The 21,377-nt window shown below is 55.2% G+C and carries 20 protein-coding genes and 1 tRNA gene; 15 read left to right on the top strand and 6 right to left on the bottom strand.

Annotated features, from left to right (window positions below; translation table 11 throughout):
- The first annotated feature begins 19 nt into the window (after positions 1 to 19).
- Positions 20 to 2,116, top strand: coding sequence for a polyphosphate kinase 1 (gene ppk1, locus B051_RS0102740; protein WP_033316698.1), 2,097 nt, complete (start codon positions 20 to 22; stop codon positions 2,114 to 2,116).
- A gap of 75 nt (positions 2,117 to 2,191) precedes the next feature.
- On the opposite strand, the gene B051_RS0102735 is transcribed toward ppk1, so the two are convergent.
- On the bottom strand, positions 2,192 to 3,241 hold the full coding sequence (locus B051_RS0102735) for a DUF6268 family outer membrane beta-barrel protein (protein ID WP_018476644.1): 1,050 nt from the start codon (positions 3,239 to 3,241) through the stop codon (positions 2,192 to 2,194).
- An 80-nt stretch (positions 3,242 to 3,321) separates the two neighbouring features.
- Entirely contained in the window at positions 3,322 to 7,131 is a 3,810-nt protein-coding gene (locus B051_RS0102730; protein WP_169336189.1) for a metallophosphoesterase, read from the bottom strand.
- Positions 7,132 to 7,541: 410 nt separating this feature from the next.
- Between B051_RS0102730 and B051_RS0102725 the strand changes: the two genes are divergently transcribed.
- The 3 genes from B051_RS0102725 to B051_RS0102715 all read left to right on the top strand — a co-directional run bounded on the left by B051_RS0102725 (position 7,542) and on the right by B051_RS0102715 (position 9,413).
- Positions 7,542 to 8,732: a Pycsar system effector family protein gene (locus B051_RS0102725; RefSeq protein WP_018476642.1), complete on the top strand. Its 1,191-nt coding sequence runs from the start codon at positions 7,542 to 7,544 to the stop codon at positions 8,730 to 8,732.
- 104 nt (positions 8,733 to 8,836) lie between these two features.
- Positions 8,837 to 8,908, top strand: a tRNA-Arg gene (locus tag B051_RS0102720).
- 157 nt (positions 8,909 to 9,065) lie between these two features.
- Positions 9,066 to 9,413 (top strand): hypothetical protein, encoded by a 348-nt coding sequence (locus B051_RS0102715; protein WP_051080632.1) that lies wholly within the window; start codon positions 9,066 to 9,068, stop codon positions 9,411 to 9,413.
- Between the two features lie 83 nt (positions 9,414 to 9,496).
- On the opposite strand, the gene B051_RS0102710 is transcribed toward B051_RS0102715, so the two are convergent.
- Positions 9,497 to 9,871 carry a T9SS type A sorting domain-containing protein gene (locus B051_RS0102710; protein ID WP_018476640.1) on the bottom strand — a complete coding sequence of 125 codons (375 nt, stop codon included), beginning with the start codon at positions 9,869 to 9,871 and terminating at the stop codon, positions 9,497 to 9,499.
- A 158-nt stretch (positions 9,872 to 10,029) separates the two neighbouring features.
- Here B051_RS0102710 and B051_RS0102705 point away from each other — a divergent pair, with 158 nt between their 5' ends.
- From B051_RS0102705 to B051_RS0102685, 4 genes are all read left to right on the top strand, one after another.
- Entirely contained in the window at positions 10,030 to 11,142 is a 1,113-nt protein-coding gene (locus B051_RS0102705; RefSeq protein ID WP_018476639.1) for an NAD(P)/FAD-dependent oxidoreductase, read from the top strand.
- Positions 11,143 to 11,369: 227 nt separating this feature from the next.
- The gene (locus tag B051_RS0102695; RefSeq protein ID WP_018476637.1) at positions 11,370 to 12,494 is read left to right on the top strand and encodes a type III polyketide synthase; all 1,125 of its coding nucleotides are present in this window, start codon (positions 11,370 to 11,372) and stop codon (positions 12,492 to 12,494) included.
- On the top strand, positions 12,472 to 13,173 hold the full coding sequence (locus B051_RS0102690) for a methyltransferase domain-containing protein (RefSeq protein WP_026236149.1): 702 nt from the start codon (positions 12,472 to 12,474) through the stop codon (positions 13,171 to 13,173). Before B051_RS0102695 ends, B051_RS0102690 begins: the two co-directional genes overlap by 23 nt.
- A gap of 123 nt (positions 13,174 to 13,296) precedes the next feature.
- Entirely contained in the window at positions 13,297 to 13,515 is a 219-nt protein-coding gene (locus B051_RS0102685; RefSeq protein ID WP_026236148.1) for a hypothetical protein, read from the top strand.
- Positions 13,516 to 13,517: 2 nt separating this feature from the next.
- On the opposite strand, the gene B051_RS0102680 is transcribed toward B051_RS0102685, so the two are convergent.
- A complete protein-coding gene (locus tag B051_RS0102680; protein WP_018476634.1) occupies positions 13,518 to 14,420 on the bottom strand; it encodes a histone deacetylase family protein in 903 nt (300 codons plus the stop codon).
- Between the two features lie 617 nt (positions 14,421 to 15,037).
- Here B051_RS0102680 and B051_RS0102675 point away from each other — a divergent pair.
- The 3 genes from B051_RS0102675 (at position 15,038) to B051_RS0102665 (ending at position 17,201) form a co-directional block, all read left to right on the top strand.
- A complete protein-coding gene (locus tag B051_RS0102675) occupies positions 15,038 to 15,673 on the top strand; it encodes a porin family protein (RefSeq protein ID WP_018476633.1) in 636 nt (211 codons plus the stop codon).
- A gap of 128 nt (positions 15,674 to 15,801) precedes the next feature.
- Positions 15,802 to 16,527 carry a YceI family protein gene (locus tag B051_RS20775; RefSeq protein WP_083919412.1) on the top strand — a complete coding sequence of 242 codons (726 nt, stop codon included), beginning with the start codon at positions 15,802 to 15,804 and terminating at the stop codon, positions 16,525 to 16,527.
- A gap of 128 nt (positions 16,528 to 16,655) precedes the next feature.
- Positions 16,656 to 17,201: a DUF6992 family protein gene (locus B051_RS0102665; RefSeq protein ID WP_245539563.1), complete on the top strand. Its 546-nt coding sequence runs from the start codon at positions 16,656 to 16,658 to the stop codon at positions 17,199 to 17,201.
- Positions 17,202 to 17,289: 88 nt separating this feature from the next.
- Here the strand turns inward: B051_RS0102665 and B051_RS0102660 are convergent, their stop codons facing one another.
- The gene (locus B051_RS0102660) at positions 17,290 to 17,844 is read right to left on the bottom strand and encodes a type 1 glutamine amidotransferase domain-containing protein (protein WP_018476630.1); all 555 of its coding nucleotides are present in this window, start codon (positions 17,842 to 17,844) and stop codon (positions 17,290 to 17,292) included.
- A 115-nt stretch (positions 17,845 to 17,959) separates the two neighbouring features.
- Here B051_RS0102660 and B051_RS0102655 point away from each other — a divergent pair, with 115 nt between their 5' ends.
- Together B051_RS0102655 and B051_RS0102650 are read left to right on the top strand one after the other, a co-directional pair.
- Positions 17,960 to 18,466, top strand: a complete 507-nt coding sequence (locus B051_RS0102655) for a TlpA family protein disulfide reductase (RefSeq protein WP_245539562.1) — start codon at positions 17,960 to 17,962, stop codon at positions 18,464 to 18,466.
- Between the two features lie 12 nt (positions 18,467 to 18,478).
- Positions 18,479 to 19,108, top strand: coding sequence for a thioredoxin family protein (locus B051_RS0102650; RefSeq protein ID WP_018476628.1), 630 nt, complete (start codon positions 18,479 to 18,481; stop codon positions 19,106 to 19,108).
- Between the two features lie 184 nt (positions 19,109 to 19,292).
- Here the strand turns inward: B051_RS0102650 and B051_RS20770 are convergent, their stop codons facing one another.
- The gene (locus B051_RS20770) at positions 19,293 to 19,670 is read right to left on the bottom strand and encodes a hypothetical protein (protein ID WP_018476627.1); all 378 of its coding nucleotides are present in this window, start codon (positions 19,668 to 19,670) and stop codon (positions 19,293 to 19,295) included.
- A gap of 289 nt (positions 19,671 to 19,959) precedes the next feature.
- Here B051_RS20770 and B051_RS0102640 point away from each other — a divergent pair, with 289 nt between their 5' ends.
- Complete coding sequence (locus B051_RS0102640; RefSeq protein WP_018476626.1) at positions 19,960 to 20,583, top strand: C40 family peptidase; 624 nt, start codon at positions 19,960 to 19,962, stop codon at positions 20,581 to 20,583.
- 227 nt (positions 20,584 to 20,810) lie between these two features.
- Entirely contained in the window at positions 20,811 to 21,371 is a 561-nt protein-coding gene (locus B051_RS0102635; RefSeq protein ID WP_018476625.1) for a YkvA family protein, read from the top strand.
- Positions 21,372 to 21,377 lie beyond the last annotated feature (6 nt).

Genomic DNA, 21,377 nt, shown 5'->3' with positions numbered 1-21,377 from the left:
ACCCGGCGAAACCAACACAATGGATATACAAAAGAACAAAACAAGCACCCCACTCCTGGTTGACCGCGAGTTGAGTTGGCTCGCCTTCAACTACCGCGTACTGCAGGAAGCAAAAGACAAAACGGTTCCGCTACTGGAGCGGGTGAAGTTCATGGCCATCTTCTCATCCAACCTCGATGAGTATTTTAAAGTACGGGTGGCCACACTCAAGCGCCTTATCAAGCTCAAGAAGAAAACCAGGGACAAGCTGGCCGAGGACCCTTCCGCTACCTTTGACCAAGTAATGCTGGAGGTGAAGCGCCAGCAAGAAGAATTCGGCAAGGTGTTCCGCGACGGCATACTGGCAGACCTGCGGGCAAACAACATCCTCCTCCTCACTGAAAACGACCTGAGCCCGGAACAGCAGAAGTTTGTGCGCGAGTACTTCGCAGAGCACATCCAGCCCCTGATACTGCCATTGCTCCTCGATGAGACGGAGACGCACTTCTTTCTCAAAGACCAGACGGTATACCTGGGCGTACACCTGTTCGAGCCGAAAGAGAAAGACCTGAAGCCGCACCGCTTCTCTATGCTGGAGATACCCACCAAAAAGCACGGCAGCCGCTTCGTGAAACTTCCCACCGTGGATGACCAGCGCTACGTCATGTTTCTCGACGACCTCATCCGTTTCTGCCTGCCGGAGCTGTTCCCGCAGTATGGCAAGTTTGAGGCGCATGCCGTGAAGGTGTCGCGTGATGCCGAGCTGGACATAGAGGAGGAGGTATCGGGCAACCTGATGGCCAAAATCAAGAAGAGCCTGCAGAAGCGGGAGACGGGCTACCCGGCCCGCCTCTTGTATGACCCCGAGGCGCCTCAAGTACTGCTGGAGGCCATTATGGCCCACACAGGTATATCGGAGGAGGAACTGGTGGAAGGCAGCAAGTACCACAACTTCCGCGATTTTTTCGGCTTCCCGGATTTCAACCTGCCAGACCTCAAGTACTCCCCGCAGCCCAACTTGGTGCACCCAGAGCTGGAACAGGAAAAGAGCCTGATTGAGGCTATGAAGAAAAAGGATTACCTGGTGCACTACCCGTACCAGTCCTTTGACTACGTGCTGCGCCTCTTCAACGAAGCTGCCCGCGACCCCAAAGTGACCGCCATCAGTGCCACGCTTTACCGTGTGGCCGAAGACTCAGCCGTGGCCAAAGCCCTGGTGAAGGCCGCTAAGAACGGGAAGCTGGTGACCGTGGTGGTAGAACTGAAAGCTCGTTTCGATGAGGAGTCGAACATTTTCTGGGCGGGTAAACTGCAGAAAGCCGGAGCGAACGTCATCTTGGGCGTGCCTGACCTCAAGGTGCACTCCAAACTGGGCCTCATCACGCGCAATGAGAACGGCAAGCTGGTGAACTATACCTACCTGAGCACTGGCAACTACAACGAGGACACCTCCAAAATCTACTGCGACCACGCCCTGTTCACGTGCAACAAAAGCATTGCGCAGGATGTGGAGCAGGTGTTCAACTTCTTTATAGACCGCCAGCCGGACAAGAAATTCAAAAAGCTGCTGATGGCGCCCATCAACATGCGGGACCGTTTCGTGGAGCTCATCAACCGTGAGATGAAGCACGCCAAGCAAGGAAAGCCGGCCTCGATGATACTCAAAATGAACGCCCTGCAGGATGAGCGCATGATTCGAAAGCTCTACGCCGCCAGCCAGGCTGGCGTGAAGATACAGCTGATTGTGCGGGGCATCTGCTGTCTGGTGCCGGGCGTGGCAGGCTTGAGTGAGAACATCACCCTGCGCAGCATCGTGGACCGCTACCTGGAGCACGCCCGGGTGTACATCTTCCACAACAACGGCGAGGAGCAGTACTATGTCGCCTCCGCTGATTGGATGACGCGCAACCTGAACCGCCGCGTGGAGGTGGCTTTCCCGCTCCTGCAGCCTGACCTGGTGGAGCAGGTACGGACCATCATCGACTTCCAGCTGGCAGACGACACCAAGGCACGCGACTTCGACAACACCTATGTGGAGCATGCGGCCGCCACCCATACCCGCTCCCAGTACGCCACTTACGAATACCTGCGCCAGCTTGTACCCGAGGGCATGAACCCTGCCAAAGAGTCTAAGTAAGTGACCTTCCTTAAAACGTAAAAAGCCCGGACCGCTATACCTGCAGTCCGGGCTTTTTGCTGTTACGCTGGCGCTCTACCTGTTCTGGCTTCGCTCCAGAAGCTTGCGCGGCGGCACGGCGTATAGCTCCACACCTATGTAGCCCGCTCCAGCCAGTGAGTTTTTGATTAGCCAATCCCGTGAGCCCACCTCATCAAAGACCCTGTGGCGGTAGTATTGCCGGAAGCCGCCCTCGACTGCGAACCACAGGAAATCATAAATCTCCTGCTCCAGTCGCAGCAGCCCTTTTATGTCAGTGCGGCGCAACTCTATGTCGTTGAACTGCGAGAGAGGCGGGTCGCCGGCAAACATGTTGTAGCTGGCTCCTTCTATCCTATACCCTGTGTAGAGCAGGGTCTTCTCAGACACGTTGTAGCGCAGGCGCGCATTGGCCGGGAAGATGGACTCCACCCCCCATTTGTCGTTGAAAGTGCGGTTGTAGAGGATGCCCGGGTACAGACGCCGCCTGCCGAAGGTATAGCCCAACTGGAACCCAACGCCCCACGCAAAGCCAGGGCTCCTCTTCCAGCCATAGGCCACATCAATCGTCGTCTTGAGGTAATCCGAAATACTGATGTTGTCCCGGGTATAGTCGCCGTTCAGCTCGGCCTTGGCCCGCACCAGGTAAAAGTTCACTTCGTTGGGAGAATGCAGAAACGCTAGCTGCAGCCCCAGGCTCTTTAGGTTTTTGTCCTCCAGGTTGTTGTAGAGGCTGTAGGATACCGGCGTCACGTTCTCGAAGTTGAACTCCTCAAAGCTGTGGTCTATACCTAGAATCAGCTTGGTCTTGGGCTTGTTCATGACGGGTGCCAGCGCCCGCACCGAGAACTTGTTATGGCGCCTCACGCGGGCCCTGCCGTTGCCCACCTCCGGGTCGTCAGACTCTGATTCGAAGTCGAACTGAGGCAACCGCTCATACCCGATGACGATACCCCGGCTCTTACCCATACCCCGCACGCCGGGGCTGGCATACTCAATGGACTGCTTTTGAATGTCGGCCAGTTCCTTGGCGGTTTCCTGCGCTGCAGCCTGTTGCCCCCAGAGTAGCAGGGGCAGTACAAGCAGTTTCGGTAATGTTAACTTCATAGTTTTGTGTCAGTGTTAGGCGGCAAATCAAACTAAAAGTGCCGCTGGTTGCGGCACTTACTATACGTTCCTGGTCGTATTTAGAATAAAAAGCCAAAGCTTAATGTCCAGAGCTTGTCTACATCTCCTTTGGCGTAAGTCAATACAATCACGTTCTTGTTCATGATGTCGGCCCATACACCGCCGCCCACACCGGTGTGCAGGTTCCGGAAAAAGCCCTCCCTGTCGTCGCCGTCGTAGTACACGCGCCCGGCATCGTACAGGCCCAGCACACCCAGCTTAGCCGGGGTCAGGAATAGATTGAAGTCGAACAGCTGCAGACGGGCCTCGGCATTGGCGAATACGTAGCTGCGACCCGCGAAGCGCGTACGCCGGTAGCCGCGCAGGTTGTCCATACCTCCCAGGGTGTTGGCCTGGTAAAAGCGGAAATCCCCGAAGTTATGCGCCGCTCCCAGTCGCCCCGCCCAAGTGAGCTGGAACGGAAAGGCCGGGCTGAGGTAGAAGCTGAATGCGGTGCTCATGTGCGTATAATCGAGTCGCTCCCCATCGGTCTGCCTGTTGTAGCTAATGAGGTTATGAAGGCGCATACCGATGCGGGGGTTCTTTTGGTTGCCCTCCCCCAGTATGTCCAGGTCGGCGAATGCCCGCAGTCCCACATAGTGCTGCGATTCGAATTTGTTTTCTTCAAAATCATAGGTACCGGCCTCCATGCGTCCGTTCCGCGCTTCATCTACCAGGAAGGTCTCGTTCTCGGAATCCACCACCCTGAAGCGGTCGTAGGTCGGGCCGATGCCGATTTTGAAGAAAGGTGCCAGGTTGTTGTTCAGGTTGGCCCCCACGCTGATGCGCTTGAACCGAACCCGGTAGTAGGAGTCATCGAAGCTGTCCTGCTGCCGGGTGTTGTTGCCATAGCCATAGAAATTGCGCTGGTACTGCGGCCCCTGTATAGCCCCCTGCAGCCCCAGGTTCCATTTCCCCAGCACCTGCCGGATGTCTCCGTTGTAGCGCACGTTGAAAGAATTGGTATAGAAGGCGTAGTTGGCCTCCAGCAGCTGCTCCGAGGCGTAGGGGTTTTTGCGGAACTTGTGCGTACGCCACAGCACGCCTGCCCCTACAAACAAGCCATCATCCACGTTGTACTCAAACGACAGCCGCGGGCCCCAGTAAGGCAGTTTGTAGTTGTCGCGGTCATAGAAGTTGACGTCGGGCGAAATAGCCGTGCGGTCTTTCGTTTCAGGGCCTAAGGCAAACTTATTTCCCTCTTCAGTGTCATACACGATGGTGTGCTTCTTGATGCCCGCTACACTGGAGTTGTCTGTGATGATGTCTTCGTCGTTGCCGCCAATGATGCGCACCAGTATACCTTTGTCCACGTTGCCGGCCACCTCAAACTGGTCCAGTCCCCGCTGCCCGTACAACCGCAGCTCCTTCGTCTCATCGGTGTAAAACGTTCGTTGGAAGAGCGTGTCACGCAGCTCACCCTCCTTGTTGATTTTATAGACCGTGAGTTGCGTCTGCTGGTCGTTCAGCCTATTGACGATGAAGCGCTCGTGCTTGTCGCTGCCCGCCACATCCACCATGGTGGATAGGTGCTCATAGTATTCCTCAGCGGCCTGTGGCAGTTTGTCGCGCCGCGACTTCAGCTTGGCTATAATCTCCTGCCCCGAGAGGGCGCGTACTTCTTCCGGCCACTGGCCCACAGCCTCCTCAATTACCTGGTCGGTCACGCTGGCCTTTATCTCCTCGGCCTGCCTCAGCCAATCTTCCCGTGTCACGCGCGGTGTGAAGGTACGGTCAAGGGTCAAGGCGCTCAGGTTGAGGCCGACAATGTCGCCGTAGTCGTACCCGAAGTTCTGCACATTGCGCAGGCCCCATTTGCGGGTGGCCAGCCAGGGCAGTACCCCATCCGCTTTGAAGAACACTTGGTCGCGGTCCCTTGGTATCGGGGTGTATACCTTGCCACTGTCGGTTTTCTCCTCTTTCCAACGCCACTGCCCTTCGTGCCGATCCCAGTCGCCCACGAGCATGTCGAAGAGGCGCGCCCGCACGAAGGCCTGCTGGTCCACCTTGTTGTCGTTGTCCTGCCGTAGTTCCCGCAGCACCTTGTCTGTGCCTACCAGGTTCTCAGCGAAGCCCAGGCTGGCTACATCTTCGTGGTTCTCGTCGGCGTCTTCCTCCAGAAAGGCCAGCGTGTTACTGAACTCATCCATGTACTGCCGCAGGTATGGCGTCTGGGGTATGTACACCAGCTTAGGGTTGGTGTGGAATACGCCTGCTGCGTCCGCCAACCTAGGTATGACCAAGGCACCATACGGGTGCTGCGCCGATACCTGGTCCTGGAGCAGTGCCTGTGCCGCGGTCTGTCGCAGGTACTCGGGCAGCGCCATGGTGGGGTCTTTGTCTACGGCGCGTAGGGTATACTCCCGCGCCTCCGGGTTCCGGACCTTGAGGGAGGCCGTCTGCTTGCCGCCGCCCTTCTGGTAGGGTGTCAGGCCTCCCATCTCCTGGCGCATGTCCAGCAGTGGCACCTCCACCGGCACAGCCCACTCCTGCCGGTAGTGCTCCCCTAGCAGCGTGCGGCGCAGGCCCTTTGTTCGGTAGTTGTCATTGGCAGCCACTGTTATGGTGCTGTCGGCATAGTTGGTCTTGTCTACCACAGTCTCTCTTCTACGACGCGGCTCCTTGGCGTAAAGCGGTGTCCGGAAGGTAAGCGTGCCCTCCGAGCCGTCTCCCTCCGGCATCCAGAATTCCACCCATACCTCTCCGTTTTCATAGTAGAGCACTTTGGAGAAACCCTTCACCTCGTGGGTATACATGGCGTTGCCTCCCGGCCTTACATGTTGCGTCTTGCAGCCGGAGCCGCTCACAATGTGCGAGAGCTTGTTGTGCTTGAAGTGCTGCAGCGAGTGCTCATGCCCTGCGGCATACACAATGTTGTCATACTTGTCGAAGATGTTGAGCAAGCCCTCAATGTAGGCCTGGTAGCGGGGGTGCGGCATATCCTGCAAGATGCCGCCGTACTTCCGGGCGAAGGGGTAGATGGAGCCGATGACGGGCAGCGGCAGGTATATCCAGTCGCGCAGCATGGTGAGCGGGAACACATGGTCTGTGAGGGTGAAGAAGCCGCCATGGTTGCCCCGCGTGAACAGCGGGTGGTGCGCTACCACCATGATGTTGGTTCCCTGGTTCTTCTCGATGATGTCTTCCAGCTTCAGCAGGAAGTCCACCTCGGTGGAGGCCCAGCAGTTGCTGCCAGAGCCATAGGGCCTGTCGAAAGGGTGCAGCCACCATTCCGAGTCAATGGCGATGAGCACCAGGTCATCGCTTATCTTCACCTCGTAGGGCCCTGGGCATCCATCACCGGGCACGTAGAAATCGCCCCCTGTCACAATCCCTTCCTCGGTGAGGTATTCGTTCACGTAGTTCTGCTGCCGCACCACGAACTCTATACCGCCCCGACCGCTGTGGTTCCAGTCGTGGTTTCCGGGTATCATGTACTTCTCGCCGGGGTAGCCTTTGAGCACATCGAGCTGCGCATTGAGCCGTTGCTCCGACACCTCCCGGTCATAGCGGCCCGGCTCAGGCAGGCCGTTGTGGTACACGTTGTCACCCAGAAACACGGTAGTGCTCTGCGAGCCGGCTTCCAGCATCTGCTTTCGCATGAGCTTCAGGGAAGGCTCCTGCTGTTTCAGGTCTGGGGCGCCCACGTCCCCTATCAGAAAGACGGTATACTGGAGTTTGTTGTCCGGGGTGGGTTGCTTTTCTTTCCAGTCCAACACGGAGCGGCTGTAGTAAGGCTTATAGGTAGAGCAGGCTTGGAGCAACAGCAGGCATAGGCCTACTGCCAAAGGGCGAAGTATAGATGACATCAGCTGGTTTCCGTTTCTCATAATGGTGGTAGGCTTGTCGTGCTGCTGGGGAAACAGCAGGCAGGCGCACGGTGTGCGTGCAGTTGCATGACCCTGGCTGCGACTGCGACATGTAGGCATGAAAGTACTGTGTACCGCATAGTGGTTCTGTAGCTGCTCATCCGCGTTTCCTGCCGTGCCGGCAGGAGGCGCCGCGGGAGCGGCCGGACTGAGGTTCTAAACGTAGAGAGGCGGCAATTAGTTATTACGCTGCACCGGGTCACCATAGCTGCCTAGCATTGCTCTGAACGCTACAAAGCCCTGTTTGGAGCCGCTTTCAACAAAAAGCTGTTTTCACCGTAACGCCAAATTGAAAACAGCACCACTTCAACAGCCACCGGCACCCGTGCAACAGCTGCACGGCCTCCAGCCAACCAGGGGCAGCAACCATTATGGAAGAACAGAATATAGTGAAACAAGCCAGTGAGTATGTGTTCAGGCTATTCAAGGAGCAACTGTCAAAAAAGCTTGTATACCATAACTATAAACATACATTTGAAACTGCTAACGAAGCCCGTCAGTTGGGTGAGATGCACAGCCTGAGCCCTGAGGAACTGCAGGACCTGGAACTGGCCGCCTGGTTCCATGATACCGGCTACGTGAAGGTATATGACGGGCATGAGGAAGAGAGCGTACAGTATGCCACCGCCTGGCTGCAGGAACAGGGGTACCCGCAGGATCGCATCGCCCGCATCGCCGAGTGCATCCAGGCCACCAAGCATGGCACCCAGCCCACCAGTCTGCTACAGGAAATCATAGTGGACGCCGACATGTCCAACATCGGCAAAGCGTCTTTCTTCTCGACGGCGGAACTGCTGCGCGTGGAGTGGGAAATCTTCAAGGACCAGTTCTTCACAGACCAGGAGTGGGCCCAGTTCCAGATGGATTTCCTGCTGTCTACCAGCTTCCACACCGACCAGGCGCAGCGCAAGTATGCCGAGCAGTTGGGGCTGAACATACAGCAGCAGCGCAACATGGTGCTCAAGGAGGCCAAGAAGCTGAAGAAGGAAGAGAAGAAGTATCAGGAGACGCTGGCACAGCCCAAGCGAGGCATTGAGACCATGTTTCGGAACACCTACCGTACACACCTCAACCTGAGCGCCATAGCCGACAACAAAGCCAACATGATGATCAGCCTCAACGCCATCATTATGTCGGTCATCATCACCTACCTGAGCACCAAGAGCTCTGTCACCGGTGCTGAGTTTGCCCAGCACCGCTCCCTGCTTATACCTGTGGGCATGCTGCTTCTCACCACCCTAGGCTCTGTCGTGTTCGCCATCATCTCGGCGCAGCCAGAGGTAACGAGCTTCTCACTGAACAAGAAAAAGCTCAACAGCCGCAAGGTGAACCTGCTTTTCTTCGGCAACTTCACCAACATACCGCTGGAGGATTTCCAACACGGCATGCACGAAATCATGCGCGACAAAAAATCGCTGTACAACAACATGATTACCGACATTTACTACCTGGGTGATGTGTTGAGCCGCAAGTACAAAATCCTGCGCATCTCCTATACCATCTTTATGGTGGGGCTGGTGCTGACCGTGATAGCCTTTGGCATATCCATTGCGTATTACTAGGCCGCCTGGCTTTCATCTTAACATTGTATATAGTCAGAATTTGCATTAGATTTGTGCTGCATATGCAGTTCATAGCACATTTCGTGCGCGCCGAGCAGCATTCCGGCCCTGTAGTTCAACGGATAGAATAGGAGTTTCCTAAACTTTAGATAGCAGTTCGATTCTGCTCGGGGCCACACCGGTACAACCACAGAAAGCCTGGGCTGCCTCAGGCTTTTTTTGAATCAGAGGGTGTGCCTGAGCCAGGGCGATTTCAAAAGAAGCGGGAGTATGTTTTCAAAATCTATATTTGTTTCTTATATTGAAGCAGCAGCAACACTCCCTTCCACCCACATGAAAACAACTTTACTAACCTTAACCCTCGCTGCCTGCTCCTTGCTCTCTTCCTGCCGAGATGGCGAGCGGGGAAACCTGGTGAGAGACGAATCAGAGACCACCGTGGCCAGTGAGACCGGGGCCGCCATTGCCTATCCTGCCGACGTTATCTATGCCACCAAGCCCCTCATCAGCGGCGAGGTATACAAAACAGCAAGTTTTCAGGGCATAAGCCTGGTGCACTTCGACACGACCCAGGTTATCCAGGTGCTGGACACGGTGGATGAGGTGTTCGTGAAAGCCCGCATCCAACGAGACACTGCGGCGTATACCGGCTTCGTCTCCAAAGCAATTCTGCCGGAGTAAACATGTAGGACAAGCGATAAAACCAGAAGGGCCGCCCGATTGATACCGGGCGGCCCTTCTGGTTCTGGCGTATCCTGCCAATTTTATTTCACTACGACCCGTCTCACAGAGCTGTAGTTGTCCGTCTCTACCTTCACGTAGTACAATCCTTTGGCAAACCGATTCAGGTCGATAGTCTTCGTAGACTGCAAATCAGCATAGCTCAGCACCTCATGGTATATTTCATTGCCGATGACGTTGATAATCCGTAAGTCCACTTGTTGGGCATTCAGATTATTGAAGGAAATCGTGAAAATCCCGTTGTTCGGGTTGGGGTAAATAGACACTTCTTTATCCTGCTGCTCCACCAGTTGTGGTTTCCCCTTGGCCTCGCTCTGGCTAGAAACAGGGCCACGCACCTGGGCCTGCGCCGTAACAAAGGCGAAACAGATAAAGACAGTAAGTATAATTTGTTTCATATAGGAAATTTAAGTCTTGTTTGCGTAATGTAATGCAAAAGTTGTTCCATATTCTAAACGTTCAAGCTCGTATTTTGTTCTTGTGTTATACCCTACAAAACAGGTGGTTTCACTAAATTTCTCTCTTATTTTTTGGACTTTGCAAATATAGCTTATACTTGATACACGTAGCCGTCATAGGAGGAGGACTCGCAGGGCTCACCAGCGCCATTGCAATGGCTGCTCAGGGACTTTCTGTAGTCTTGATAGAGAAAAAGTCCTACCCCTTTCACCGGGTGTGCGGCGAGTATGTTTCCAACGAAGTTTTGCCATACCTGCATTCTATTGGCGCCGACCCAAGCCCGCTCCACCCTGCCAATATCAGCCGGTTCCTGCTCTCTTCTCCTGCCGGCAAAACGCTGGAGACACCCCTGGACTTAGGGGGTTTTGGCATCAGCCGCTATACCTTGGATAACTTCCTGTACCAACACGCGCTGGCACATGGAGTAGAAGCTAGGCTGCGTACCACGGTTCAGGAAGTACAATTTGCAAATGACAGATTCGTGCTCCGCCTGTCGGGCGGCGACACGTTGGAGGCGGCCGTGGTAGTGGGGGCCTACGGCAAGCGCAGTTCCCTGGACCGGCAACTGGGCCGCGCCTTCTTCCGTGCCCGGTCTCCTTATATTGGGGTGAAGTACCACCTGCGCCTCGACATGCCCACCGATTTGATTGCGCTGCATAACTTCCAGGATGGGTACGCCGGCATATCGGCCATAGAGGATGGCCGCCACTGTTTCTGCTACCTCACCACGCGTGAGAACCTGCGCCGGCACGGTTCCATACCTGCCATGGAGCAGGCCGTCCTGCACCAGAACCCGCACCTGCGCCGCATCTTCCGGGAAGCGGAGTTCCTGTATGAGCAGCCGGAAGTCATCAACGAGATATCCTTCGCCACCAAAACCTGTGTGGAGAACCACATGCTCATGTGCGGCGACGCGGCCGGCATGATAACGCCCCTCTGCGGCAACGGCATGGCCATGGCCATACATGCTGGCAAACTGGCGGCGGAACAAGTGGTGCAGTACTTTGCCGGAGGCCGCAACCGGCAGCAACTGGAGGCCGGGTATAGCCGCGCCTGGAAGAACCAGTTTGAACGCAGGCTGCAGGTGGGACGTGCTGTGCAGCATCTTTTCGGCAGTCCTCTGCTTTCTGAGTTGACCGTAGGTGCTTTGAAATACAGTCCTGCTGCCGTCCGGCTCATCATGCGCCAGACGCACGGCCTGCCCTTTTAATCCATTTTATCCTGCCAACATCTTAACAGCTGCAGCTTCCGTACTTAGAGCATACTTTAGCTGATGCGCGCTTTCTGCAGGAATTTGCCAAACCTATCGGCCTGCTGCCTGTTCCTGCTGTGATGCATCGCGCTGCTTTTGCTCAACAGTAAAGCGGTGCGGAGCGACAGGTATACCTGCTGGTCATGCGCACCCGGCAGCAAGCATCTAACACGACACCACGACACATGAAAAGCTACATATGCGGCATCGGCACAGCTAACCCGCCACACAAAATTCCACAGATGCAAGTCGCTGACTTCATGGCCGCCGCCCTTCGGCTGGATGAGCAGGGAAGCCGTAAGTTGAAGGCCCTCTACCGGGTGTCGGGCATTGGCCAGCGCTACAGCGTACTCGAGGACTATACCCGCCAGAACGGCGACTATACCTTCTATCCCAACACGCTTGACCTAGAGCCTTTCCCCACGGTACAGCAACGGATGGAGGTATACCGTAAGCATGCCGTGGATTTGTCGGAGGAGGCAGTGCGAAACTGCCTGCAGCAGCTCAGCGGCATATCCATGCAGGACCTGACGCACCTCATTACCGTGAGTTGCACAGGCATGTATGCCCCCGGGCTGGACATTGAGTTGGTGGAGCGGCTGGAGCTGAACTCCTGCGTGCAGCGCACGGCTGTCAATTTCATGGGCTGCTATGCCGCCTTCAATGCTATCAAGCTGGCTGACGCCATCTGCAAAGCCGACTCTTCGGCCAAGGTGATGCTGGTGTGCACCGAAATCTGTACCATCCATTTCCAAAAGCATGCGGAGCAGGACCACATCGTATCGAATGCGCTGTTCGGTGACGGGGCCGCGGCCGTGCTCATGCAGGGGCAGCCCTGCCAGGAGGTGAGCCTTGAATTACAGTCTTTCCACTGCGACCTGGCTCCTGCCGGCAAGCGCGAGATGGCCTGGCACATTGGCGACACCGGCTTTGAGATGACGCTTTCCTCCTACGTGCCGGACCTCATCAAAAGCGGCATCCGGCAGCTGACGGAGCGGCTGCTGCAGGGGCTCAAAACGAGCTTTCCTGAAATCAAGCTCTTTGCCATACACCCTGGCGGAAGGCGCATTCTGGAGGTGATTGAGCAGGAGTTGGGCATGAGTCGCGACGACAACCGCTTTGCCTACCAGGTGCTGCACAAGTTCGGGAACATGTCATCGGCCACCGTGCTGTTTGTGCTCAAGGAGCTGATGGAGAGCCTGACCCTGAAAGAGCGGGACGAGCCGGTGCTGAGTTTCGCCTTCGGCCCGGGCCTTACCTTAGAATCTATGTTGTTAAAGGTGCACTATGCTGAAGCAACGGTCGTATGAGCCTGAGTTGATGGATGACCTCAACCTGTCGGGGGACGAGCTGCGCCGAAACCTGGAGGAACTGGAGGTCATCAACACCTGGCTGGGCGGGTACAAAGTGGTGCTGAATGCCCTGGAAAAACTGCTGGCTGGCTACTCGGGCCCTCCCCTGCACATAGCGGACATTGGCTGCGGCGGCGGCGACACCCTGCGCAGCATTGCTAAGTGGGCACGCCGCAAAAACATCAAGCTGCAGCTGACAGGTATAGACGCTAATGATTTCATGGTGCAGTACGCCCGGCAGCGCTGCGGCGGCTTCCCTGAAATAGCAATAGAACAGCAGGATGTCCTTTCTGGTCAGTTCCAGCAACAGCAATATGACATCATCGTTTGCAGCTTGTTCTGCCACCACTTCACCAACGAGCAGCTCGTTGCTATGTTCCGCCAATTGCACCGGCAAGTGCTTATAGCTGTCATCATCAACGATTTGCACCGCCACTGGCTGGCGTATTATTCCATCAAGTGGCTGACCCGCATTTTCCCGACTTCTTACCTGGTGAAGAACGATGCGCCGCTCTCTGTGCGGCGGGCCTTTAGCCGCGAGGAGCTGGAGCGGCTGCTGCACGAAGCGGGTGTAGACAGGTATAGCCTGCAGTGGATGTGGGCCTTCCGGTGGCAGTTGCTTTTGGAAAAGCCTTAAAATTAGTATCTTAGTGAAACACAGCCTTTGGCATACGAAGCTTTCATCCTCCTGCTATACCTTGTGCGGCTTTAACACACAGTGACAGGACGAAGCTGCCAGGCCGCAACCAAACAAAAAAACATGAGCAAAAGCACAATCAACTTCTGGATTCTCTTCACAGTCTCCCTCATCCTGTCTGTTCTGGTCATCTCTATTTTCGTGAAGGTGCTGAAGGCGGCGCTGTTCATCATCCTGGTGCTCGTTCTGGCCCCAATCATCTACATTGTGCTCAAGCAGGTCATGCCGGGTACCAAGGGGGAGCAGAAAGACGAAGGCGACAAGCTCAAGACCAGGTACTAGCCCTAGAAGAAGAGATGCTGCGCCAGCCGGAACGTGTTGGCGTGCGCCTCCACGATGTGGGCAATCTGCTTGGAGTAGCCGCCGCCCATACTCACCGTGACGGGGAGTTTGTTTTTGGCGCAGGCTTCCAGCACCAGCCTGTCGCGTTCGCGGCAGCCCTCTATGCTCAAGCCCAGCTTACCCAATTTGTCAGTTGCCAGCACATCCACCCCAGACTGGAAGAACACGAATTCCGGCTCCTGCTCCTCCAGCAGTTTCGGCAGGTGCTCGCGCAGTAGTTTCAGGTAGGTTTTGTCATCAGTGCCCTCCGCCAGCGGTATATCCAAGTTAGATTTCTCTTTATGGAAAGGGTAATTGTGGCCGCCGTGCATGCTGAAGGTGAACACGCGCGGCTCGTCCTGGAAAATCTGAGCTGTTCCGTTGCCCTGGTGCACATCCAAATCCACTACCAGCACCTTGCTGATACTCTTATACCTGAGCAGGTGGTTGGCTGCTATGGCGATGTCGTTGAGCAGGCAAAAACCCTCCCCCCTGTCCGTGAAAGCATGGTGCGTGCCGCCCGCTATGTTCATGCCGATGCCATACTCCAGCGCGAAAAGCGCCGCCTGCAGCGTACCGTTCATGATGACGATTTCCCGCTGCACCAGCTCCGCTGAAAGCGGAAACCCTGTCTTGCGTATCTCAGATGGGCTGAGCTCCAGGTTGCGCAAGCGCTGCCAATAGGAACCGTCGTGCGTGTCCAGGATATACTGCTCCTCGAGTGGCTGCGGCGCAAACAGATTCGCCTCTGTGATAGTGCCTTCGTAGAGCAACTGCTCCGGCAACAAGTCATATTTGGCCATCGGGAAGCGGTGGCCTTCCGGCAGGGAGTGGGCGAATTTCTCAGACCAGGCGATTTTCAACATAGCGCAAATTTAACAAATCCGGGGCGGCACTGGTTTGCGGTGCATCAAATTAAAATAACCTTTCCTCCTATACCTCCTCTGATACAGTGCAATTTACTACGCACAGAGGCAAGGCCTGGCAGAAATGCACATCGGTGAATAAGTGCCGCAAACTATATAGAATTGTGCCTACAAAGCGGCTTTTGCCTGTGGATAAATGTGGATAACTATGTTGATTTGTGTGAATTATCCACCGTTTACTGTTAACACCCTGTTAATTTCAGGTCTATTTCTTCACAATTTCACAACACGCCATCTCAACGTGCAAAAAAGTCAACGCTATGTAAAGCTACCGGCACCCAGTTGTTGTACACCTGATTTACCTTTTATTTGCCTTTTTTCCCCTACATGATTAGCCAGGCCAGTGCAAATTGCACAGTAGATATGCAAAGCGTGAGGTGCGGCAGCTCATGTGCTAGAGCATGGATTCCTATAGCATTGAAAACCCGAACTCCAACACTGCTATACCTTCGGACCCAAGCGCAACCTTTATATCTCAAATTCGATATATTAGCAGGACCATAAGCGCCCCAGTGCATACCCACCTATACCTTGAACCACACCCAACAACCCACAACATGAAGAAGCCCATACTGTTTGCGATAACATTCCTGTTTTCACTCTGCACCTACGCCCAAGACGAATCCTATGGCCCCTCGGCGGGACGGCAGAACCACAACCTGTCTAGTTCTCCTGGCAATAACTCTGGCTTCGGCATAAAGGGCGGCGTAAACTTCGCCAGCCTGGAGGGCAGCGACAAAGATTTGTTGGGCAGCATCAGTGGGCTCACCAGCTTCCATGCTGGAGTGTTTACGCAATTTGCTATCGGCGGCGGCTTCTTCTCCATACAGCCCGAGGCACTCTACTCCCGCAAGGGCATGGAACGCAACGACTCCACCTTCCGCTACGACTATCTGGAAGTGCCTGTGCTGGCCGTGTTTAACATCACAGAGAACGTGAGCGTCCACTTCGGTCCGCAAGTGGGGTTGATGTTAGCGTCGAAGGAAGAGGATAAGGAGATTGACCTGGAGCCTTTCAACACCTTCGACTATGGTATAGCCGCCGGTGGCGAGGCTCGTGTCAGCCGCTTCAGGTTGGGTGCGCGCTACAACCTGGGCTTTGCCGACCTGCGCAAGCAGAACGACCTGGGGCAGAAAATCAATCAGGACATCAAGCACGGGGTATTTCAGGTATACCTGGGAGTAGGCTTCTAACCGCGTATCCTGGCTGCCTGTAGGTGCTTTCCCCTCCACTCGATTAGCTCAGCCTAACCGCTTAGCCACCTCTTTGCGTATTTAAAAGAACCGGCGTCGGGTGGATTCGGCATCGGCAAGCACCTGGTATGATGAGCAGACACCGACATAGCGGCATTACAGCTGTATGGGCAAGCTTACTGGTGGCACTCCTGTGCTGCTGCGACACAACCGTGCAAACGGATGTGGCAGAGGTAGGAGCCGCCGTCAGAAGCCTTCACTCCGGTAGCTTCGACGAGACTTTCCGGATTGACACAGCCAACAGCACATTGACTTGGGTCGGGGCCAAAGTGACAGGCAGGCACAACGGCATCATCAAGATTCAGGAAGGGCACATCAACCTGCACAATGGGATGGCGAGCAGCGGCAGAACGGTTTTTGACATGCAATCCGTGCGCTCAGAAGACAAACGCATTGGCGAGGCTGCCAATAAGAAACTGACGGGGCACCTGCGGTCAGTAGAGTTCTTTGATGTGGAGCAGCACCCAACCGCCCTGTTCGAAATCACCTCTGTTGCGCCTTATGACAGCACCTCCCGCCAGGAGCCGGTTTACGGCACCAACCACTCGAAGGAGCATCGCATCAAGAACCCCACGCACCGCGTCACGGGCAACCTGACCATCAAGGACGTCACCAAAAGCGTCAGCTTCCCGGCCAGGGTCGTTGTGGAGGACTCTGTGCTGCGGGCGCAGGCCAACTTCAACATCGACCGCACCAACTGGGACCTGACCTACGGCGCTGACGAATCACTTGGAAATAAGACGATTCACCCGGCCGTCAATATTGGATTAGACCTAGTGGCCACCAAGCAATAAGCTGTAAATCAAACACCTGCCCTACTTTTCCCGTTACAGCAATTGCACTACTCCTGTCAAATTACAGGCACCCCATACGCTAAAGTCACCCGTAATACGTTCCTACACAAACCATTTAAGGACATATTATGAGAAAATACCTTTGCCTGCTCCCCCTTTTGCTGCTCTCGCTGGCAGCCAATGCGCAGAGCGATGCCCTTGCTTCGTTTAACCTGCGGCAGGCAGAGACCCTGAAGATTGGTATGCTGGTGCTAGGTATGTGGGCGCTCCTCAACATTGTGGTGGGCAGCTTCAAACTCACTAAGTCGTCCCGAAACAAGCGCTACTTCCACCAGATGAACATCTACTGGAACATCGTCAATGTCCTTATCGCCGGTGCGGCTCTGTATTATATATTGTCGTATGACGCCGCCACGCGCACTCTGAGCGAAAGCGTGCGCTTCCACTACGGGTACATCAAGGTGTTCTACCTGAGCATTGGGATGGATGTGGCGTTCCTGCTCTTGGGTGCCTACCTGAAAGAGCTGGCCAAGAACTCCCCGAAGACAGAGCAGCAACTGGGCTGGGGCCAATCGGTCGTGCTGCAGGGCCTGTTCCTGCTGGTGCTCGATGTGGTGCTGGTCTACCTGCTGGAGCAACCAGCCGAGCAGCTGCTGGCACTGCTGCAGCCCTAGGTATAGGTATAGCTGTAGGTATAGCATAGGCATAAAAAAGCGGCGGCTCCATACCTGGTATGGAGCCGCCGCTTTTGTGTCTTGTTGGTTATCTGTCGTGACGGCCTTCGGCTATCTCTTCTATCATCTTCTTGTTGAAGGCAGGTATGTCGTCCGGGTTGCGGCTCGTCACCAGGCCGTTGTCCACTACCACTTCTTCATCTACCCAGTCAGCGCCGGCGTTTTTGAGGTCAGTCTTCAAGGTATGGTAGCTGGTCATCTTCTTACCCTTCACTTTGCCAGTCTCAATGAGCGTCCAGGGGCCGTGGCAGATGGCCGCTACTGGCTTGCCTGCCTCCATGAACTTGCTCACGAAGGCCACTACGTCCTTATCGCCGCGCAGCTTGTCGGGGTTCATCACGCCGCCGGGCAGCAGCAGCGCATGGTATTCATCGGCGTTCACGCTGTTCAGCTGCTTATCCACTTTAAGGGTGTCGCCCCAGTCGGTGTGGTTCCAGCCTTTCACCTCTCCGCCTTTGGGCGCTATGATGTGCGTCTGGGCGCCTGCCTCTTCCAATGCCTTCTTTGGCTCCGTCAGCTCTACCTGCTCAAACCCGTCCGTCACCAGTATCGCCACTTTCTTTCCATCTAGTTTATTCGCCATTGTCAAGTTTGTTTTGTTGGTTTAACATACATGTGTTCTTTGGAAACGATTTAAGAACTAAATTGTTAGAAATTAGCAGCGGCAATACATTGCCGCCCGTATGCGTTACATGACTATGACAGGAAAACTTAGGAACCAGCTAATGGGTCTGGTTGCTGCCCTCATCCTCTGGCCTGCCGCCACAGCCCTGGCGCAGCAGCCAGTGCAGACCATCAAGTTTGAGCAGCTGCAAGAGATACGCCAATCGCCGCACGACACGCTGTATGTGGTGAACTTCTGGGCCACCTGGTGCAAGCCCTGCATCAAGGAGATGCCCTACTTTGAGGCGGCCAACCAGCAGTACAAAGACCAGCCGGTGCGGGTGATTCTGGTGAGCATGGATGCCGTGCAGGACCTGGAGAAGCGCGTGGTGCCTTTCGTTCAGAAACGCAATCTGAAATCGCGGCTGCTGCTGCTCGACGAGCCGGACGGCAACACCTGGATAGACAAGATAGAACCGAAATGGTCAGGGGCCATACCTGCCACCATGCTCTTCAACAACAAGCGCAAGCAGTACGAATTCGTGGAGCGCGAGCTCACGCAGGAGGAACTAGAAAAACTCATTCAACAATATAAACCATAACCTTCCACCTACATGAAGAAAAGAAAGACTCCGTTCCTTTACCTGGCCTGCTTCCTGCTGATGGGCGTGTTGCTGGCTGCCGTTCCCGCTGACCCAGGTTACCAGGTGGGCGATGCGGCCCGTGACTTCAAGCTGAAGAACGTGGATGGCAAGATGGTATCGATGAGCGATTTCCAAGATGCCAAGGGATTCATCGTGACCTTCACCTGCAACACCTGCCCCTACTCTGTGGCTTACGAAGACCGCATTATTGCGCTGCACAACAAATATGCGCCGCAGGGATATCCGGTTATCGCCATCAACCCGAATGACGTGCAGGCATCGCCGGAGGATTCATTCGGGCACATGCAGCAGCGGGCCAAGGAGAAGAAATTCCCGTTCCCATACCTGCTCGATGAGACCCAGGAAATAACGAAAGCCTATGGCGCCACCCGCACACCACACCTGTACGTGGTGCAGAAGCAGCCAGACGGTCAGTATAAGGTAGCCTACATCGGCACGATAGATGACAGCTCGCGCGAGCCGGAGAAAGTGCAGAAGAAATACGCCGAAGCTGCCCTGGACGAACTGGTGGCAGGCAAGGCGGTAAGCCAGCCCAACACGAAGGCAATTGGCTGCACCATTAAATGGCGTGAGGCATAGCCGCAACAAACAATAGTAAGATTCTAAAAAGAGGGTATGGCAAGTGCGCCATACCCTCTTTCCTTTTTTAGTAAATGTGCTTCTTGCGTTCTGCCAACTGGCTTACCCTTCCAGAGTAGCAGCAGAAGCTGGACTGAAGGTATACCTGCCTGTTTCCCCACATTATTTACCTTTCTAACTTCACTCAACTCTCCTTGCGCACATCGGAGGGCAGCGGCAGTTCTGTAGGATTCACGGTGCTGTCTGCTTTTTGGCTGGCAAGCAGGTGCTGCTCGCCCTTCAGGCCGGCAATGCGGGCCTCCACCTCATACTTGTTGTTGTAGTAGCCCACCCGCATCGACTCCTTCAGGTATAGCCACAAAAACCGCAGGTAACCGTGCTCCTGAAACTGCCGGATGTGGCACAGTTCATGCGCCAGCCAGCCGCTGTCCTGCAAAAAGGCATCGCGCTTCACACCGCTCAAATGGATTGTCTTCCCGAGCACCATGGCCACGTTCCGGCTCTTCAGCACCATGCGGGCTATACGCGCAAAAAGTGATTTCTCAACAATTTTATACTCCATCGTTTGCATCCTTTATTGAAGCCAAAAGCATCGCAACTGCACTATACCAGCACTGGTTCGCCCGCGAGCGCAGCTTACCGAGCGGCGAGCAGGTGAAAACCAGGGGCGAGCGACAATATCCGAAAGCTTTGGCCGTTATAAAAATTGTATCTATTTTTACGCACTGTTTAGATGCAGCGGCATCAGCATACAGGTTGCAGAGTAGAAATCCAATTTCACCGACACCGCTCTCCAACCATAAGGTGACAACTGTTTGCCACTGCGGTGGTTTCAAAACATGCTAAACCCTATGACCAGAACCATCATACTGAGCGTACTCGCTGTTGTTTCGCTCTTTCTCTCCTTCTTTTACGAGGTAAAGGCGCCTGAGTCACAGCATACCGAGGACACCCCCGCCCTCGCGCTTCACACCGTGCATTCCGGTGAGGACATCGCCCGTGCTTTGGAACTGGAAATCCCCATGCCAGAGGAGGAGGCAGAACCGGTGGACTCTACTTTCTATGAGCGCTACTCCCGCAAGTTGGGCCTCAAGCTGGACTACAAAGAGGACAAGGACCTGCTCAAGACCGTCACCAGCTGGCTGGGCACCCCGTACAGCTATGGCAAAGAGTCTAAAAAAGGGACCGACTGCTCCGGCTTCGTCACCAGCATTTACCGCGAGGTATACGGCATCGACCTCAGCCGCAGTTCCCGTTCCATGTTCGACGACGTGACCCGCATCAAGAAAGCCCAGGTCCGTACCGGTGACCTCGTCTTTTTTCGCCGCAGCCCCAGGCAACCCATCTTCCATGTGGGCATCTACCTCAAAGACGGCAAGTTCGTACACTCGGCCACAAGCGGCGGCGTGATGATAAGCTCGCTCCAGGAGCCTTACTACCGCAACTACTACTACGCCGCCGGGCGCGTGAACTAGAACCCTCCCTTATAGCACCCTTACTTGAGCGGGCTTGCAGGTATACTGTGGCCCGTTTTCTGTTTGCATGCCAGAACAAAATTACTTGGCGCAAGGTATAGGAAGGATGTCGGCAGTTGAGCAACTTGCGCCCACATTTGCCCCCGCACCACCACGGCCAGCAAGCTAGGTTCCAAGGAAGGCATCGGCACGACTCAACAGACATAATCAGCATTAGCCCGTAAAAAATGGAGAACGAAAACAATAAAGAGACACAACGCCCAGACGGCAAGACTGTATCGCAGAGCCCCCTTTTCCAGAGCATCCTCAAGAAGGCGGAAAAGTACCTCGAGCACCCTATGCAGGTGACCAAGCTGCTGAATGACACCTTCAAGAAAGCCGCGGCCAAAAAGAGCATCGGTGCACTGGCCGGGGAGGTGTGGGAGAATCTGCAGCTGTTGTCCCGTATGATAAAAGCCGCCGTTGGCGGGGAGTACAAAGGTATACCGAACACCACACTGGTGGGAGGCGTGGCCATCCTCATCTACTTCATCATGCCCCTGGACCTGATTCCGGATTTCATACCGGTGGTAGGCCTGCTGGACGATGCGGCGCTGCTGGCCTGGTTCATGACCGGCATCAAGTCGGAGCTGGACCACTTCAAGGAGTGGGATGCCAGCCGCAAAGCGCGACAGGAGGTGGTGGTGCATGCGCAGGCGCCGCATGATGCTGACACCTCTTTCGGGACGCCCAAGTACAGCAACCAGTCTGAGGGGCACGTACACATAGGGCAAGGCGAGAACATTTAACCATAC

The organism is Pontibacter roseus DSM 17521 (assembly GCF_000373265.1).
Taxonomy (GTDB): Bacteria; Bacteroidota; Bacteroidia; order Cytophagales; family Hymenobacteraceae; genus Pontibacter; species Pontibacter roseus.
Note: the sequence above shows the minus strand (reverse complement) of the source record. Positions and strands in the feature narration are given on the sequence as shown.